Origin of the sequence: Huijunlia imazamoxiresistens, assembly GCF_037132455.1 — a bacterium.
In the GTDB taxonomy this organism is placed as follows: Bacteria; Bacteroidota; Bacteroidia; order Chitinophagales; family Chitinophagaceae; genus Flavisolibacter; species Flavisolibacter imazamoxiresistens.
On the sequence record NZ_JBBBEI010000018.1, the window covers coordinates 1 to 14,725 of the forward strand.

Annotated in this window: 13 protein-coding genes; 5 read left to right on the top strand and 8 right to left on the bottom strand. The window is 57.0% G+C overall.

Annotated elements, in window-relative coordinates; genetic code table 11:
* Positions 1-387 (top strand): UDP binding domain-containing protein (locus V9K67_RS19155; RefSeq protein ID WP_336725244.1); only part of this gene is annotated, 387 nt, incomplete at its 5' end.
* Between the two features lie 98 nt (positions 388-485).
* Here the strand turns inward: V9K67_RS19155 and lhgO are convergent.
* Entirely contained in the window at positions 486-1,685 is a 1,200-nt protein-coding gene (lhgO, locus tag V9K67_RS19160) for an L-2-hydroxyglutarate oxidase (protein ID WP_336725246.1), read from the bottom strand.
* A gap of 150 nt (positions 1,686-1,835) precedes the next feature.
* On the opposite strand from lhgO, the gene V9K67_RS19165 reads away from it, so the two are divergent.
* Positions 1,836-2,501, top strand: coding sequence for an HAD family hydrolase (locus V9K67_RS19165; RefSeq protein ID WP_336725249.1), 666 nt, complete (start codon positions 1,836-1,838; stop codon positions 2,499-2,501).
* Between the two features lie 80 nt (positions 2,502-2,581).
* Here V9K67_RS19165 and V9K67_RS19170 read toward each other — a convergent pair whose 3' ends face one another.
* The 7 genes from V9K67_RS19170 to V9K67_RS19200 form a co-directional block, all read right to left on the bottom strand.
* Positions 2,582-2,977 (bottom strand): hypothetical protein, encoded by a 396-nt coding sequence (locus tag V9K67_RS19170; RefSeq protein ID WP_336725252.1) that lies wholly within the window; start codon positions 2,975-2,977, stop codon positions 2,582-2,584.
* A gap of 107 nt (positions 2,978-3,084) precedes the next feature.
* Positions 3,085-4,785: a sodium:solute symporter family transporter gene (locus tag V9K67_RS19175; RefSeq protein ID WP_336725253.1), complete on the bottom strand. Its 1,701-nt coding sequence runs from the start codon at positions 4,783-4,785 to the stop codon at positions 3,085-3,087.
* A 130-nt stretch (positions 4,786-4,915) separates the two neighbouring features.
* Positions 4,916-6,415 (bottom strand): L-arabinose isomerase, encoded by a 1,500-nt coding sequence (gene araA, locus V9K67_RS19180; RefSeq protein WP_336725254.1) that lies wholly within the window; start codon positions 6,413-6,415, stop codon positions 4,916-4,918.
* A 245-nt stretch (positions 6,416-6,660) separates the two neighbouring features.
* A complete protein-coding gene (locus V9K67_RS19185; RefSeq protein ID WP_336725256.1) occupies positions 6,661-7,365 on the bottom strand; it encodes an L-ribulose-5-phosphate 4-epimerase in 705 nt (234 codons plus the stop codon).
* Positions 7,362-9,086 carry a ribulokinase gene (locus V9K67_RS19190; protein WP_336725258.1) on the bottom strand — a complete coding sequence of 575 codons (1,725 nt, stop codon included), beginning with the start codon at positions 9,084-9,086 and terminating at the stop codon, positions 7,362-7,364. Before V9K67_RS19190 ends, V9K67_RS19185 begins: the two co-directional genes overlap by 4 nt.
* Positions 9,087-9,570: 484 nt before the next feature.
* On the bottom strand, positions 9,571-10,278 hold the full coding sequence (locus tag V9K67_RS19195; protein ID WP_336725259.1) for an NUDIX hydrolase: 708 nt from the start codon (positions 10,276-10,278) through the stop codon (positions 9,571-9,573).
* 49 nt (positions 10,279-10,327) lie between these two features.
* Positions 10,328-11,311, bottom strand: a complete 984-nt coding sequence (locus V9K67_RS19200; protein ID WP_336725261.1) for an aldo/keto reductase — start codon at positions 11,309-11,311, stop codon at positions 10,328-10,330.
* Positions 11,312-11,509: 198 nt separating this feature from the next.
* Here V9K67_RS19200 and V9K67_RS19205 point away from each other — a divergent pair, with 198 nt between their 5' ends.
* From V9K67_RS19205 to cysK, 3 genes are all read left to right on the top strand, one after another.
* Positions 11,510-12,445 (top strand): glycoside hydrolase family 43 protein, encoded by a 936-nt coding sequence (locus tag V9K67_RS19205; protein WP_336725263.1) that lies wholly within the window; start codon positions 11,510-11,512, stop codon positions 12,443-12,445.
* Positions 12,446-12,713: 268 nt separating this feature from the next.
* A complete protein-coding gene (epsC, locus tag V9K67_RS19210; protein ID WP_336725264.1) occupies positions 12,714-13,631 on the top strand; it encodes a serine O-acetyltransferase EpsC in 918 nt (305 codons plus the stop codon).
* Between the two features lie 98 nt (positions 13,632-13,729).
* Positions 13,730-14,644, top strand: a complete 915-nt coding sequence (gene cysK / locus V9K67_RS19215) for a cysteine synthase A (protein ID WP_336725265.1) — start codon at positions 13,730-13,732, stop codon at positions 14,642-14,644.
* The last annotated feature ends 81 nt before the right edge of the window (positions 14,645-14,725 follow it).

Consider the following 14,725-nt stretch of genomic DNA (forward strand, 5'->3'; position numbering starts at 1 on the left):
CTCTGGGGACTGGCCTTCAAACCCAATACCGACGACATCCGTGAAGCCCCGGCCCTGGAGATCATCGACCACCTGGTGGCCGCCGGCGCTACTGTTACGGCTTACGACCCCGAGGCCATGCCCAACGTAAAAGCCCTGGTCGGCGACAAGATCGTGTTTGCCGCTTCGGCTTACGAGGCCCTGGAAGGCGCCGACGCCCTGATCATCGCTACCGAATGGAACGAATTCCGCACCCCCGACTTTTCCAAGCTGCAAGGCTCGCTGAAGCAGCCGGTGGTATTCGACGGCCGCAACCTGTTTGAAGTAGCCGCCATGGAAGAGAAAGGTTTTTATTACGAAAGCATCGGACGCCCCTCCGTACTCATTAACCAGAAAGCCGGCGTATAACCCGCCATTTGCTTCACCCCACGCCTCCAGGCGAAACCATAAAAAAAAACCGGTGGTCGAATGACTGCCGGTTTTCTGTTTAATAGCGGGACAATAGTTTATGCAAAGCGTTGCAGCACCATTTCCGAAACCGTCTGCCCGATGGAGAGCGAGGAGGTGGCGGCGGGAGAGGGGGCGTTGCAGACATTGATGCTGTGGCGGTTTTCGAGGATCATGAAGTCGTCCACCAGGCCGCCGGTGCGGTCGCAGGCCTGTGCCCTCACGCCGGCGCCGCCGGGAACAAGGTCGCTTTCCCGGATGTCGGGGATCAGCTTTTGCAGGGCGCGGGTAAAGGCCGCCTTGGAAAACGAGCGGTAATACTCGCCCAGCCCCGTGCGCCAGTATTTGGCCGCCACCTTGCGGAAGCCCGGCCAGGCCAGGGATTCGGCCAGCTCGCCCATATCGATGTCGGTGCGGCGGTAGCCTTCGCGCTTAAAGGCAAAAACAGCGTTGGGACCCGCTTCCACGCCCCCGCCGATCATGCGGGTGTAGTGCACGCCCAGGAAGGGGAAGGCCGGGTCGGGCACCGGGTAGATCAGGTTTTTGACCAGGTAATGTTTTTCTTTTTTCAGCTCGTAGTACTCGCCGCGGAAGGGAATGATGCGCACATCCACCTTTTTGAGGTTGATAGCGGCGATCTTGTCGGAGTACAGGCCGGCGCAGTTCACCACCAGTTTGGCGGAATAGGCCGTATCCTGGGTAATCACTTCCGAGCCGGAGGTAGTGGAGCGGATGTCCTGCACTTTCTGGCCGGTGAAGATGGTGCCGCCGGCAGCCTGGAAGCGTTCGCCGTATTTGAGGGCTACCCGGGTATAGTCGATGATGCCGGTTTGGGGCACGAAGATGCCTTCGATGCCGGTGCAATAGGGTTCGATCTCCCTGATTTCCTGGGCGCTGATCTTGCGGATGCCCTCCAGGCCGTTTTGAAGGCCGCGCTGGTACACGTTTTCCAGGGCCGGCAGCTCGTTTTTGTCGGTGGCCACGATCACCTTTCCGCACAGGTCGTACGGAATGTCGTTCCGGTCGCAGAAGTCGATCAGCTGGTGGTAGCCGCGGATGCAGTTCCGCGCCTTGAGGGAGCCGGGTTTGTAGTAGATGCCCGAATGGATCACGCCGCTGTTGTTGCCGGTCTGGTGCCGGGCCAGGGCGGTTTCTTTTTCCAGAAGAGCGATTTTCAGCCGCGGGTTGGCTTCCACCAGGCGGTAGGCCGTTGCCAGGCCCACGATGCCGCCCCCGATGATCAGGATATCGTATTGCATGCTGTGTAGTAAACTTGTTTAAATAAGGTACCGCCGCAAAAATAGCCCTTTCTTGCCCATTTAGAGATGTAGCCGGCAGGGGCCTTTTAATAAAACCTTCACATTCCTTTGTAACTCATGGGTTAGCTTTGCGGTTTAAATTTTTTCGCTATGAGCACCTGCAAAAAAGCCTTCCTGTTCGACCTGAACGGCACCATCATCGACGACATGCACTACCACTGCCAGGCCTGGTTCGATATCCTGAACAACGACCTGGAAGCCGGCCTGAGCTGGGACGTAGTGAAAAGCCATATGTATGGGAAGAACCAGGAGTTGCTGGTGCGGGTATTCGGCAGCGACCGCTTCACCACCGAGGAGATGGACGTGCTGTCGGTGGAAAAGGAAAAGCGCTACCAGGCCACCTACCGCCCCCACCTGAAACTGATCGACGGCCTGGAGGGCTTCCTGCAATGGGCCCAGGAAAAAGGCATCCCCATGGCCATCGGTTCGGCCGCTATCCTGTTCAACGTAGATTTTGTGCTGGACGGGCTCGATATCCGCCAATACTTTCCTTCCGTAGTTTGCGCCGAGCACGTGGAAACGAGCAAGCCCCACCCCGAAACCTTTTTAAAAGGCGCCGAGGAGCTGGGTGTGGACCCTGAAAACTGTATCGTGTTTGAAGATGCGCCCAAGGGCGTGGAAGCGGCCCTGAATGCTGGGATGAAGGCCGTGGTGCTCACCACCATGCATACGAAAGAGGAGTTTGCTCAATACCCCAACATCATTTGCTTTATCGAGGACTATAACGATCCCCAGTTGAAAGAGCTCCTGGGATAAACGTTTACGGGTTTCCACAATATTTTACAATATAAACAGTAACGCCACTTCGCAGAAGTGGCGTTACTGTTTTAAAGCGGTTATGGGACGGGGGTATGTTTGATGAGCAGTTCGTCGTTTTCTACCGTCAGCGTATGGTCGCCGGCGGGGTGGTCGAGCTCGTCGAAGGGAAAGTGGACAAACAGGGGCCGGCCGTCGAGGGCTTTGAGGTAGTGTTTCAGCTTCTGGTCCAGTTCGTTTAGCCGCAGGCGCGCCTGCGCTTCCTCCTGCTCGTATTTGTAGGCTTCTTCATAGGCGCTGATCAGGGGCGCCGCCGCATGCAGGTCGTACCGGCCGTCCTTGGGCGGGTGTTCCTGCAACAGGTGTTGGTATCGGGTAAACGCTTCTTCCCTTGCCAGGGCATAGTCTTTTAACGCGGACTCCAGTTTCAAATGCTCTTCCACTGCTTCCCGGATTTGTGCTGCTGTAATGGCCATAGTAATGGGTTTAAGTGCTACTAATTTAATGAAATTTCATCCTGTATGCATGGAAACAATAAAAGCAGGCCAGGGCCTGCTTTTATTGTTATGGGGAGAAAATAGACTTACCAGAACTTGGCATAGAGCGCAATGATCAGCATCAGGGTCACCATGATCAGGGCCATGGTGCCTTTGTTGACGCGGAACATGGACGCATCCAGCTCGTAGGCCTTGGGGTTTACTTTCGGACCGGCCAGCGAAATGCCGATCATCACCAGCATGGTGAAGAAGAACGACCAGCCCATGCAGATCAGGAACGGGATCTCCCATACGCCTTCCTTGTTCTGGTAGGCAGTGTACAGGATGTTTTCGTTGCCCAGAACGGCGGGCGCATACTGGTTGAAGAATACCGACAGCAGGAAGCCGACCAGTACACCCGCTACGGCGGCAGCACCGGTGGTACGCTTCCAGAACATACCCAGCAGGAACATCGCGAACACACCCGGGCTGATAAAGCCGGTGTACTTCTGGATGTAGGTGAATCCGCCTTCGCCACCGATACCCAGGGTGTCTTTCCAGGTAAAGAAGATGGCCACCAGGGTGGCTACCAGAACGGTTACCCGGCCGATCCACACCATGTTCTTTTCATCGGCTTCCTTCTTCAGGTGCTTTTTGTAAATGTCCAGGGTGAAGATGGTTGAAATCGAGTTCAGCTTACCGGCCAGCGAGGCCACGATGGCGGCGGTCAGGGCCGCTACGGCCAGGCCTTTCAGACCGCTGGGCAGGAACGCCAGGATAGCGGAGTAAGCGCCGTCTTTCTTGCCTTCAAAACCCGGCAGCAGGTTGTTGTGGTACAGCACGTAGGCGCAGATACCCGGCAGCATTACGATCACCGGCATCAGCAGCTTCAGCAGGCCGGAGAACAGGATACCGGTACGGGCGGTTTGCAGGTTGGCGCCCAGGGCCCGTTGGGTGATGTACTGGTTACAGCCCCAGTAGTTCAGGTTCACGATCCAGGTACCGGCCGCGTAGGTGGCCAGGCCCGGGAGAACCAGGTACTTGTCGATGGCCAGCTGGTGGGCTTCCGAAGTGGCTACCTGGCCTTCGGGCTTGGGCAGCATCATGTGGAAGTGGCCCGGGGCATGCTCCATCAGGGCGTTGAAGCCGGCAATGGCGCCGCCACCGCCGCCCAGTTTTACACCTACCATGTCCAGCGCCATGTATACCGTGGCCAGGCCGCCGATGATCAGCACGCCTACCTGGATCACGTCCGTATAACCGATCACCTTCATACCGCCCAGGGTAATGAACATGGAGAAGATGGCCAGCGCCAGCAGGATGGGGTAAAAGTATTCGGGTCCCATCAGGCCGGAAATGGCGATGGCGCCCAGGTACAGGATGGAGGTCAGGTTCACCAGCACGTACAGGAACAGCCAGAAGATGGCCATGATCAGGGCCACCGTTTCGTTGTACCGCTGCGTGAGGAACTGCGGCATGGTGTAGATCTTGTTCTTCAGGTAGATGGGCATGAACCATACGGCGATGATGATCAGCGCGATGGCGGCTACCCATTCGTAGGAGGCGACGGCCATGCCCACGAAGAAGCCTTCGCCGGACATGCCGATAAATTGTTCGGCGGAGATGTTGGAGGCGATCATCGAGGCGCCGATGGCCCACCAGGTCAGCGAGCCTTCCGCCAGGAAGTAGTCATGGGTGTCCATGACGGCTTTTTTCTTTTTGTTGTAGATCCAGAAGCCGTAGGAGACGACGATGACGAAATAAACGATAAAAACGATATAGTCGGATAAGCTAAGTCCGGTATTCATACACAAGGATGCGTTATAGTTGGAGAAAGGGGTTTGTGAAAAAGCGTACCGGGGGCGTCCCGGAAACCGTTCCCGAACAGTCGAAAACAGCTTCCGGGTCGCCGCCCGGCGGTACGCTTTTTCCTATTTTTTATTTATTGATCTGGTAGTACACGTCGTTCCAGCGCAGTTCGTTCTTCAGGTTGTACAGGCTGGTGTCCTTACCGATCAGAACAAACTCGATACCGGCCATTTCCGCGAAATCCTGCAGGTTTTCGGCCGTCAGGTTCTGGCTGTAGCAGGTGTGGTGGGCGCCGCCGGCCAGGATCCAGGCTGCGCAGCCGGTCTTCATGTCCGGGAGGGGCTTCCACAGCACGCGGGCTACAGGCAGCTTGGGCAGCTCGTTCTGGGGCGCTACGGCTTCCACTTCGTTCACGATCAGGCGGAAGCGGTTGCCCATGTCCACGATGGAGGCGTTGATGGCAGCGCCGGCGCCGGAGTTGAACACCAGGCGTACGGGGTCGGCCTTGCCGCCGATGCCCAGGGGATGCACTTCGCAGGAAGCCTGTCCGTTGGCAATGGTGGGGCAGATCTCGAGCATGTGCGAACCCAGGACCAGCGGGTTGTTGGGATCGAAATGGTAGGTGTAGTCTTCCATGAAGGAGTTACCGCCCGGCAGGCCGGCACCCATAACTTTCATGGCGCGTACGAGGGCGGCGGTCTTCCAGTCGCCTTCACCGCCGAAGCCGTAGCCGGCAGCCATCATGCGCTGCGAGCCGATACCGGGCAGCTGGGCCATGCCGTGCAGGTCTTCGAAGGTGTCGGTATACCCTTTATAACGGCCTTCTTCCAAAAATTGTTTCAGACCCAGCTCGATGCGGGCGGCATCCACCAGGTGCTGGTATTTGTCGCCGCCTTTCAGCAGGGAGGGAGCTATTTTATAGGTATCGCCGTATTCTTTGATCAGGCTGTCCACCGCGGCATCGCTCTGGGCGTTGATCACTTTCACCAGGTCGCCGATGCCGTGGGTGTTCACTTCGTAGCCGAAAACGGTTTCGGCTTCCACCTTGTCGCCGTCGGTAACGGCCACGTAGCGCATGTTGTCGCCGAAGCGTACGAAGCGGGCGCCCTGCCAGTCGTTCCAGCCGGCAGCCACGCGGGTCCAGCCACCGATGGTGGTCAGCACCTCGGGATCCTGCCAGTGACCGACTACCACCTTGCGGTTCTTGCGCAGGCGGCTCACCATGTGCCCGAACTCACGGTCGCCGTGGGCGCTCTGGTTCAGGTTCATGAAGTCCATGTCGATGTCGTTCCAGGGAATATCGCGGTTGAACTGGGTATGGAGGTGCAGCAGGGGTTTGCGCAGGATCTTCAGGCCGGTAACCCACATTTTGGCAGGAGAGAAGGTGTGCATCCAGGCAACGATACCGATACAGTTCGGGGCGTTGTTGGCTTCCTGGCAGAGGCCGAAGATTTCCTCGGTGGACTTAACGGTGGGCTTGAATACCACGCGAACGGGCACCTGCGGTGCTTTGTCCAAAAAAGCCGCGATTTGCTGGGAATGCTCGGCTACCTGTCTCAATGTGTCCTCACCGTAAAGGTGCTGGCTTCCGGTTACAAACCATACTTCCAGTTGTTTCAGATCGATCATTTGTTTTGTTTGTAAATTTTTTATTGCGGGGATTGAAAATTGTCAAGGGGCGGATGGCAATAAGGCAAACGGAAAGAAGGGTTTCCCGCGGGGAGCGGAAACAAGCGGAATCTGCAGTTTATTCTATATGCCACAAGCCTGACCGTTGATTTAAAATTAGAAATGCTGCCGGCAGGGCGTCCTCGCCGGCCGGCAGCAAATGTAGGGAGGCGTTATTTTCCAAACGGAAATTTCACCTATTATTTTTATTGGCCATAATAGGAATGGGGTCCGTGCTTGCGCTCGTAGTGCTTCCGGATCAGGGCATCCTTCAGGCGGGGGGCCTGGGGATTGATCTGTTCGGTCAGCAGCGACATTTTGGCAATGGCTTCCAGCACGGCGCTGTTGTGCACCGCCTTGTGGGCCGTCTTGCCCCAGGTGAAGGGAGCGTGGTTGCCCACCAGCACCATTTCCACCTCGGTATAATCCAGGCCTTTTTCCTTGAAGCAGTCCATGATCTGGAACCCGGTCTGGAACTCGTAGTCGCCTTTGATCATTTCGTCGCTCATGGGAGGGGCGCAGGGGATGTCCACGGTGTTGTAGTCGGCATGGGTGGTGCCGAAGATGGGAATGTCGCGCTGGCTCTGGGCCCAGGCGGTGGCATAGGTGGAGTGCGTGTGCACGATGCCGTTGATCTTTTCCCAGTGCTTGTACAGCACGGCGTGGGTCAGCGTGTCGCTGGAGGGGCGGTGGGTGCCTTCCACGGTGCGGCCGTCGAAGTCCACGATCACCATGTTGTCAGGCGACAGCTGCTCGTAGGGAACGCCGCTGGGTTTGATGGCGAATACGCCCTGCTCGCGGTCGGCAGCGCTCACGTTGCCGAAGGTGAAGATCACCAGGCCCAGCTGCGGCAGCTGCATGTTGGCCTCGTAGGCTTCTTCTTTAATGCGTTGGTATTTACTTAAGCTCATGCGGTTACGGAAGTATCTTGTTTAGCGTTTACGGATGTCGGTGTCAGCGAAGCGGTATGCTGCTCCACCAGGTGGCCGAATTGGCGGTACTGCTCGTAGCGTTTGGCGTAGATGGCCGCACGTTCGGCATCGGGGGTGTATTCGGCGTCAAAGCCCTGGCCCATGACCTGCATGGCGTCCTCTACTTTTTCGTAGATGCCGGCGGCGGTTGCGGCAAACATGGCGGCACCGAGGGCGCAGGTCTGTTCGGATTTGTGGATGCGGATCGGCATGTTCATCACATCCGCCATCATCTGCATGATGAAGGGTGATTTCTTGGCCACGCCGCCCAGGCCGATGAGGCCTTTCACCGGGATGCCCTGGTCCTTGAAGCGGTCCACGATGGCTTTGGCGCCAAAGCAGGTGGCTTCCACCAGTGCCCGGAACATGCGGGGGGCGTCGCTGCCCAGGCTCAGTCCGAAGAAGGCGCCTTCCAGGGTCTGGTCGGCATCCGGCGTACGGCGGCCGTTCAGCCAGTCGATGGCCATTTCGGCATGCTCTTCCAGGGGCAGCAGCTCGGCTTGCTTGCTCAGCTCGGGGATGATGCGGCCGGCGGCTTCTTCCGCCAGCTTGCGGGCGGTGGAGGCGTCCACCAGCTCCGACTTGGCCAGCAGGTTTTGCAGGGGCCAGCTCAGTACGTTTTTAAACCAGGCATAGGCGTCGCCGAAGGCCGACTGGCCGGCTTCCAGGCCGATCATGTCGGGGAGGATGGAGCCGGGCACCTGTCCGCAGATACCGTTCACCAGGGTGTCCTTCACTTCGGCTTTGGGAGCTACCAGCATGTCGCAGGTAGAGGTGCCCATCACCTTGCTCAGGTAGTAGGGTTCGATCTGTCCGCCTACGGCGCCCATGTGGGCATCGAAGGCGCCCACGCCGATCACCACGTCGGTGGAGAGGCCCAGGCGTTGCGCCCATTCGGCGCTGAGGGTGCCGGCCTGTTCATCGGAGGTGTAGGCTTTGTTGAACAGGCGGTCGGTGATGCCGTCCAGCACGGGGTCCAGGGAGGCGAAGAATTCGTTGGGGGGAAGACCGCCCCAGGCTTCGGCGTAGAGGGCCTTGTGGCCGGCAGCGCAAACGGAGCGCTTCATGTCTTTGGCCGACGTGCCGCCGGTGAGCAGGAAGGGAATCCAGTCGCAATGCTCCACCCAGGAGTAGATGGCCCTGCGTACGGCTTCGTCTTCACGCAGCACGTGCAGCAGCTTGGCCCAGAACCACTCGGAGGAGTAGATGCCGCCCACGAACTGCAGGTAATTGGTGTTGAATTTTTTGGCGTGTTCGTTGATCTCGGCCGCCTCGCCGACGGCGGTGTGGTCTTTCCACAGTACGAACATGGCGTTGGGGTTGGTTTCAAACTCGGGCAGCAGCGCCAGGGGGGTGCCCTGCTCGTTCACGGCCACGGGGGTGGAGCCGGTGGTGTCCACGGCAATGGCGGCCACGTTCGCGGCTACCTCGGGACCCGCCTGCGCCAGGCATTGTTTGATGGTTTGCTCCAGTCCTTCCACGTAATCCAGCGGGTGCTGGCGGAACTGGTTGATGGGAGCGTCACAGAACTGCCCGTCTTTCCAACGGGGGTAGTAGTATACGGAGGCCGCCAGTTCCTGGCCGGTCTTGGCGTTCACAATTATCGTCCGCACGGAATCGGACCCATAATCCACGCCTATAACAAAGGATTCCTTTTTCATATAGCGAAACTAGGTTTACGTGTCAAAGTAACACTTATTTTTTCAGTTGAAAATAAAAAATTTCCAGGGTTCCAGAGTTCCAAAGTTCCAGAGTTATTACGGGCTTCGGAAGAGGCTGGAAACGGGAAAGTTATTGAAAATTCCAGCTTCCAGGCTTTTCCCAACCTTCCAAAAAAACGCTGGAGCTTAGTACACTGGATCAAAATCATATTGCAGGTATTCGGTCTATGACTGAAATCGTTAGGCTTCGTAGAAGCCTCCTGTTTATAGAAAAACCACAACAGAGATAGATCGCTCCGTAGGAGCGCCCTGTGAAGAAAAGACCAGTGCCTTCCCGAAAAGGAGCCGTCCGTTTCTCACAGGAGGCTCCTACGGAGCCCGGATGCGCCTATTGGTGGTTTCTATAAACAGGAGGCACCTACGGTGCCCTAACACCTCTGTTAGAAATTGTAATTCTCTTTGATTACAATATACTCGTAAAGTCTTACATCAGTTTATGCGCATTCGGAATGAAGTTGAGGAACGCCTGGAATTTGGCGTCGTACTTTTTCTTATCCAGTTTGTAGTAGAAGGCGCCTTTTTTGGAGGTGGTCTTTTCCTTGTCCCGGAGTTTCACCAGCAGGCCGGTGGAGAGGACCTTGCGGCTGAAGTTGCGCTTGTCCAGCTGGGTGTCGTAGACGTCTTCGTACAGGCTCTGGAGCTGGGGGATGGTGAACTTGCGGGGGAGCAGCTCGAACAGGATGGGGTGGAGGGCCGCCTTGTAGCGCAGGCGTTCCTTGCCCATTTTCACCATTTCCTGGTGGTCGAAGATCAGGTGGGGGATCTTGTTCAGGGGGAACCACTCGGCATGGTATTCCTCGCTGAGCTGCGTCTGGTACTGGTGGATGTCGATGAGGGCGAAATAGGTCACGGAAATGGTGCGCTCCACGGGGTCGCGGTCCGGGGCGCTGAAGGTGTAGAGTTGTTCGAGGTACACGCCTTCCAGGCCGGTCAGCTTTTTGAGGACGCGGATGGCGGCGGTGTCGCAGTCTTCTTCGGGCTGGACGAAGCCGCCCATCAGGCTCCATTTTCCTTTTTCCGGCTCCAGGGAGCGGCGGATCAGCAACAGTTTCAGTTCGTGGCCGTCAAAGCCGAAGATGATGCAGTCCACGGCAGTCAAAACCCGGGAAGCGTTGGCGTAGCGTTGGTTCATTGCAAGCTGTTTAGCGCTCCCGCTCCACAGGGGCGGGAGCGCTTTTTATTTAATAATGGCCCCGGATCTTTTCCTTGATCTGCTGGTCGTACAGGTCGCGGAGCTGGTGGTGCACTTCGGGGGAGAGGGGCGGCAGGGAGGAGGCTTCCGTGTTGGAATCCACCTGGGCTACCTTGGTGGCGCCGGGAATGACGGTAGTCACCTCGGGGTGGTCGAGGATCCAGCGGATGGCCCACTGCGCCATGCGGTTGTCGGGCAACAGGCCGGCCATTTCGCGGGCAAAGCGCACGCCCTCCTGGAAGTCGATGCCGGAAAAAGTTTCCCCCGCATTAAAGGCTTCGCCTTTGGCGTTGTAGTGCCGGTGGTCAGAGGTGGCAAAAGCGGTGTTTTCGCTGAACTTGCCCGTCAGCAGGCCGCTGGCCAGCGGTACCCTTACGATCAGGCCCACGCCTTTATCTTTCGCCCTGGCAAACACTTCCTCCGCCACGTGCTGGCGAAACAGGTTAAAGATGATCTGGAGGGAGGCCAGTCCTTCCTGCTCCAGGCAGATCAGGGCTTCTTCGGAGGTTTCCACGCTGGCGCCCCAGTAGCGGATCAGGCCTTCCTGCTGCAGCTGGCGGAAATGGTCGAACACCTTTCCCTTGCGCAGCTCCTCGGTGGGGATGCAGTGGAGTTGTTCGAGGAAGAGTTGCGACTGGCCGAGGTTTTTCAGCGAGTCCTCCACCTGGCGGCGCATGGCGTCGTAGGTAAAGTTCTGGGGCCAGCCGTTCTCCTTGTCGTGGCGGCGCCCCAGCTTGGTGGCTATGATCAGTTCCTGGTCCACGGTCTTGCGGAACTTGCCGATCAGGTGTTCGCTGATGCCCATGCCGTACACATCGGCCGTATCGATGAAGTTGCCGCCTTTATTGACGAATTGCTGTAAAATGGAAAACGCCTCCTCCTCATGGACGATGCCCCAGTCGGCGCTGCCCAGTTGCCAGGTGCCCAGGCCCACTTCCGAGATCCGGTGCCCCTTCAATAAACGGTATTGCATAGTTAATTTTTTGGGTCGAGTAAATTTTGCGGATAAATATCCTTTGTCACCGGGAAAGTTCCATCATTTCTTTATTTTTTCTTTCGTTTTTCTTCGGATTCTCAACCGTTAACGTCTCTTTGCTGTTTTCTTCCGGCGCTCCCCCTATTTTTGAGGCGCTTTAACTGATTCATTATTAACCGAGAAATATTTTTATTCATGAAATATGTTTTTTCCCGCTGCCTCCTGTTCCTGTTGCTGCTCTGTTCCGGGGCCGCCTTTGCCCAGAAGGCGCCCGCCGACAGCGTGTACCTGTTTTGCTATTTTAAAGGAAACGGCGACGGTCTGCACCTGGCCTACAGCCAGGACGGCTACCAATGGGAGCCGCTGAAAAATGATTCCGTGTATGTGCGCCCCACCGCCGGCCGCGATAAACTGATGCGCGACCCCTGCATCATCCGGGGCGGCGACGGCCAGTTTCACATGGTGTGGACCGTTAGCTGGAACGAAAAAGGCATCGGCTATGCCTCCTCGCCCGACCTCCTGCACTGGTCCGAGCAGCAGTACGTGCCCGTTATGGAGCACGAGGCCGAAGCCCGCAACACCTGGGCGCCCGAGATCACCTACGACCCTGCCCGCAAGGAGTACATGATCTACTGGGCCACCACCATCACGGGCCGCTACCCGCTGACCGACACCGCCTCGGAAAGCAAGTACAACCACCGGATGTACTACGTGACCACGAAGGATTTTAAAAACTACAGCAAGACCAAGCTGCTGTTCGATCCCGGCTTCAACATCATCGACGCCACCATCGTCAAAGAGGGTAAGCGCTGGGTGATGTTCCTCAAAAACGAAACCCGCTCGCCCCTGGAAAAGAACATCCGTGTCGCTTTTGCCACCAGGCTGACCGGTCCGTACAGCAAGCCTTCGGCGCCCATCACCGGCAACTGGGTGGAAGGCCCTACCTCGGTAAAGATCGGCAACCAGTGGGTGGTGTATTTCGACAAATACCGGGAGCACGCCTATGGCGCCATCACCTCCACCGACCTGAAAAGCTGGACCGACATCTCCGACAAGGTCAGCCTGCCCAAGGGCATCCGCCACGGCTCGATCTTTAAAGTGACCAAGGAAGAGTTTGAGAAGTTGAAATAGGCTTTTTAGTTCCTGAGTTCCTGAGTTGTCGTAACTCCAGAGGGGAAAGCCTGAAGAATGAAACGTGCGTCAGCCAACTCAGGAACTCAGGAACTAAAAAGTTCTCCCCCATAAAAACGGCCCGTTTCCTATCTTTGCGCTTATTCTACTAAAACGGTAGGGTATTAGAGACCCCGGGGTAATAAACGATGTTGGTAGTCCTCCCGAAAGATTTGTAAGCTTTTTGCCGGCATTCCGTTAATTTGTTTCCCCGTTTCAAAAATGAATTATGGAAAAGAATGACCTGCAGCCGGTAGCGGAAAGCCATACGCCCGATTCGTCCCCCGAGGCGTTGTTTCCCGGGCACCGGCAAACCAACGAAGAAGTGTTTATCCGCGAATTGCTGAACAACAACCGCCGGCGCATCCAGTTTTTCCCCGACAAGCAAACCGCCGAGAACTTTATCGAGCAATTGTTTGAATTCATGTTCGTCGGGCAGATCTGTAAGCATTACGAAGCCGTTTCCCTCTCCAACACCTACCAGCAGTTGAAGAACACCTTTGCCGCCCTGCTCTTCGAAGTAGTGCCCGAGGAAGAAAAGGCCAAAGCGGACACCGCCCTGTTTTTTGATGCCCTGCCCTTTATTTACCAGACCCTGCTCAAGGATGCCGAGGCCATCCTGCAGTCCGACCCGGCTGCCCGCAGCCTGGAAGAGGTGCTGGCCGCTTATCCCGGTTTTTATGCCACCGTTATCTACCGCCTGTCGCACCAGCTCTGGAAGCAGGGCGTGAGCATCCTGCCCCGCCTTTTTTCGGAATACGCCCACAGCAAAACCGGCATCGACATCCACCCGGGTGCCGAGATCGGCGAAGCCTTTGCCATTGACCACGGCACCGGCGTGGTGGTAGGAGAGACCACCGTGATCGGCAACCACGTGAAGCTGTACCAGGGCGTGACCCTGGGCGCCCTGAACGTGTCGAAAGAGAACGCCAGCACCAAGCGCCATCCCACCATCGAAGACAACGTCGTCATTTATTCGGGCGCCACCATACTGGGCGGTAAAACCGTTATCGGCACCGGCTGCGTCATCGGCGGTAACGTTTGGCTGACTTACAGCGTGCCTCCCAATTCGGTTGTTTACCACAAAAGCGAGATCCGGGTAAAGGACAAGGATCCCTTTCCCGAGCCGCTGAATTTCGTGATTTAGTCAACAGACAATGGTCAATGGTCATGGGTCAATAGGCTGTTGTCCTTACCAATGACCATCTACTTACATTTCTCAAAAATTCATAAAATAACGCTACATTGAAAACGAATAACATCCTGGAGACCATCGGCAATACGCCCCATGTGAAGATCAACAAGCTTTTTGGCAACAACCACGAAGTATATATCAAGCTGGAACGCAACAACCCCGGCGCCAGCATCAAGGACCGCATTGCCCTGGCCATGATCGAAGATGCCGAACAGAAAGGAATTTTGCACAAGAACAGCGTCATCATCGAGCCCACTTCCGGCAACACCGGTATCGGCCTGGCCCTGGTGGCCGCGGTAAAAGGATACAAGCTGATCCTGGTTATGCCCGAAAGCATGAGCATTGAACGGAGAAGGCTGATGGCCATCTACGGAGCCGAGTTCGTGCTGACCCCACGGGAAAAAGGCATGAAGGGCGCTATTGAAAAAGCCACCGAGCTGGTGAACAACACCCCCAACGCCTGGATGCCCCAGCAGTTCGACAATGCCGCCAATACCGAGGTACACCGCCGCACGACGGCCCAGGAGATCCTGGCCGACTTCCCCGACGGCCTGGATTACGTGATCACCGGTGTCGGCACCGGCGGCCACATCACCGGCGTAGCCGAAGTGCTGAAAGAGAAGTTCCCCAACCTGAAAGTGCTGGCCGTGGAACCCGAGCTGTCGCCTGTGCTGAGCGGTGGCGCTCCCGGTCCCCACCCCCTGCAGGGCCTGGGTGCCGGCTTTGTGCCGACCATCCTGAACACCGGCGCCCTGGACGGCGTGGTGAAGATCGGCAAGGACGAAGCCTTTGAATACGCCCAGCGCATTGCCAAGGAAGAAGGCATCCTGGTGGGCATCTCCACCGGCGCTGCCCTGGCCGCCGTGGCCAAGCAACTGGCCGAGATCCCGGCCGGTTCCCGCGTGCTGACCTTCAACTACGACACCGGCGAACGCTACCTTTCCATCGAAGGACTGTTTCAATAAACCAACTTTTTAGCCACCGGCCGGTGGTCATTTCTCAATGGTCAATAGTTAATGGGATTTTCGTACCAGTGACTATTGGCC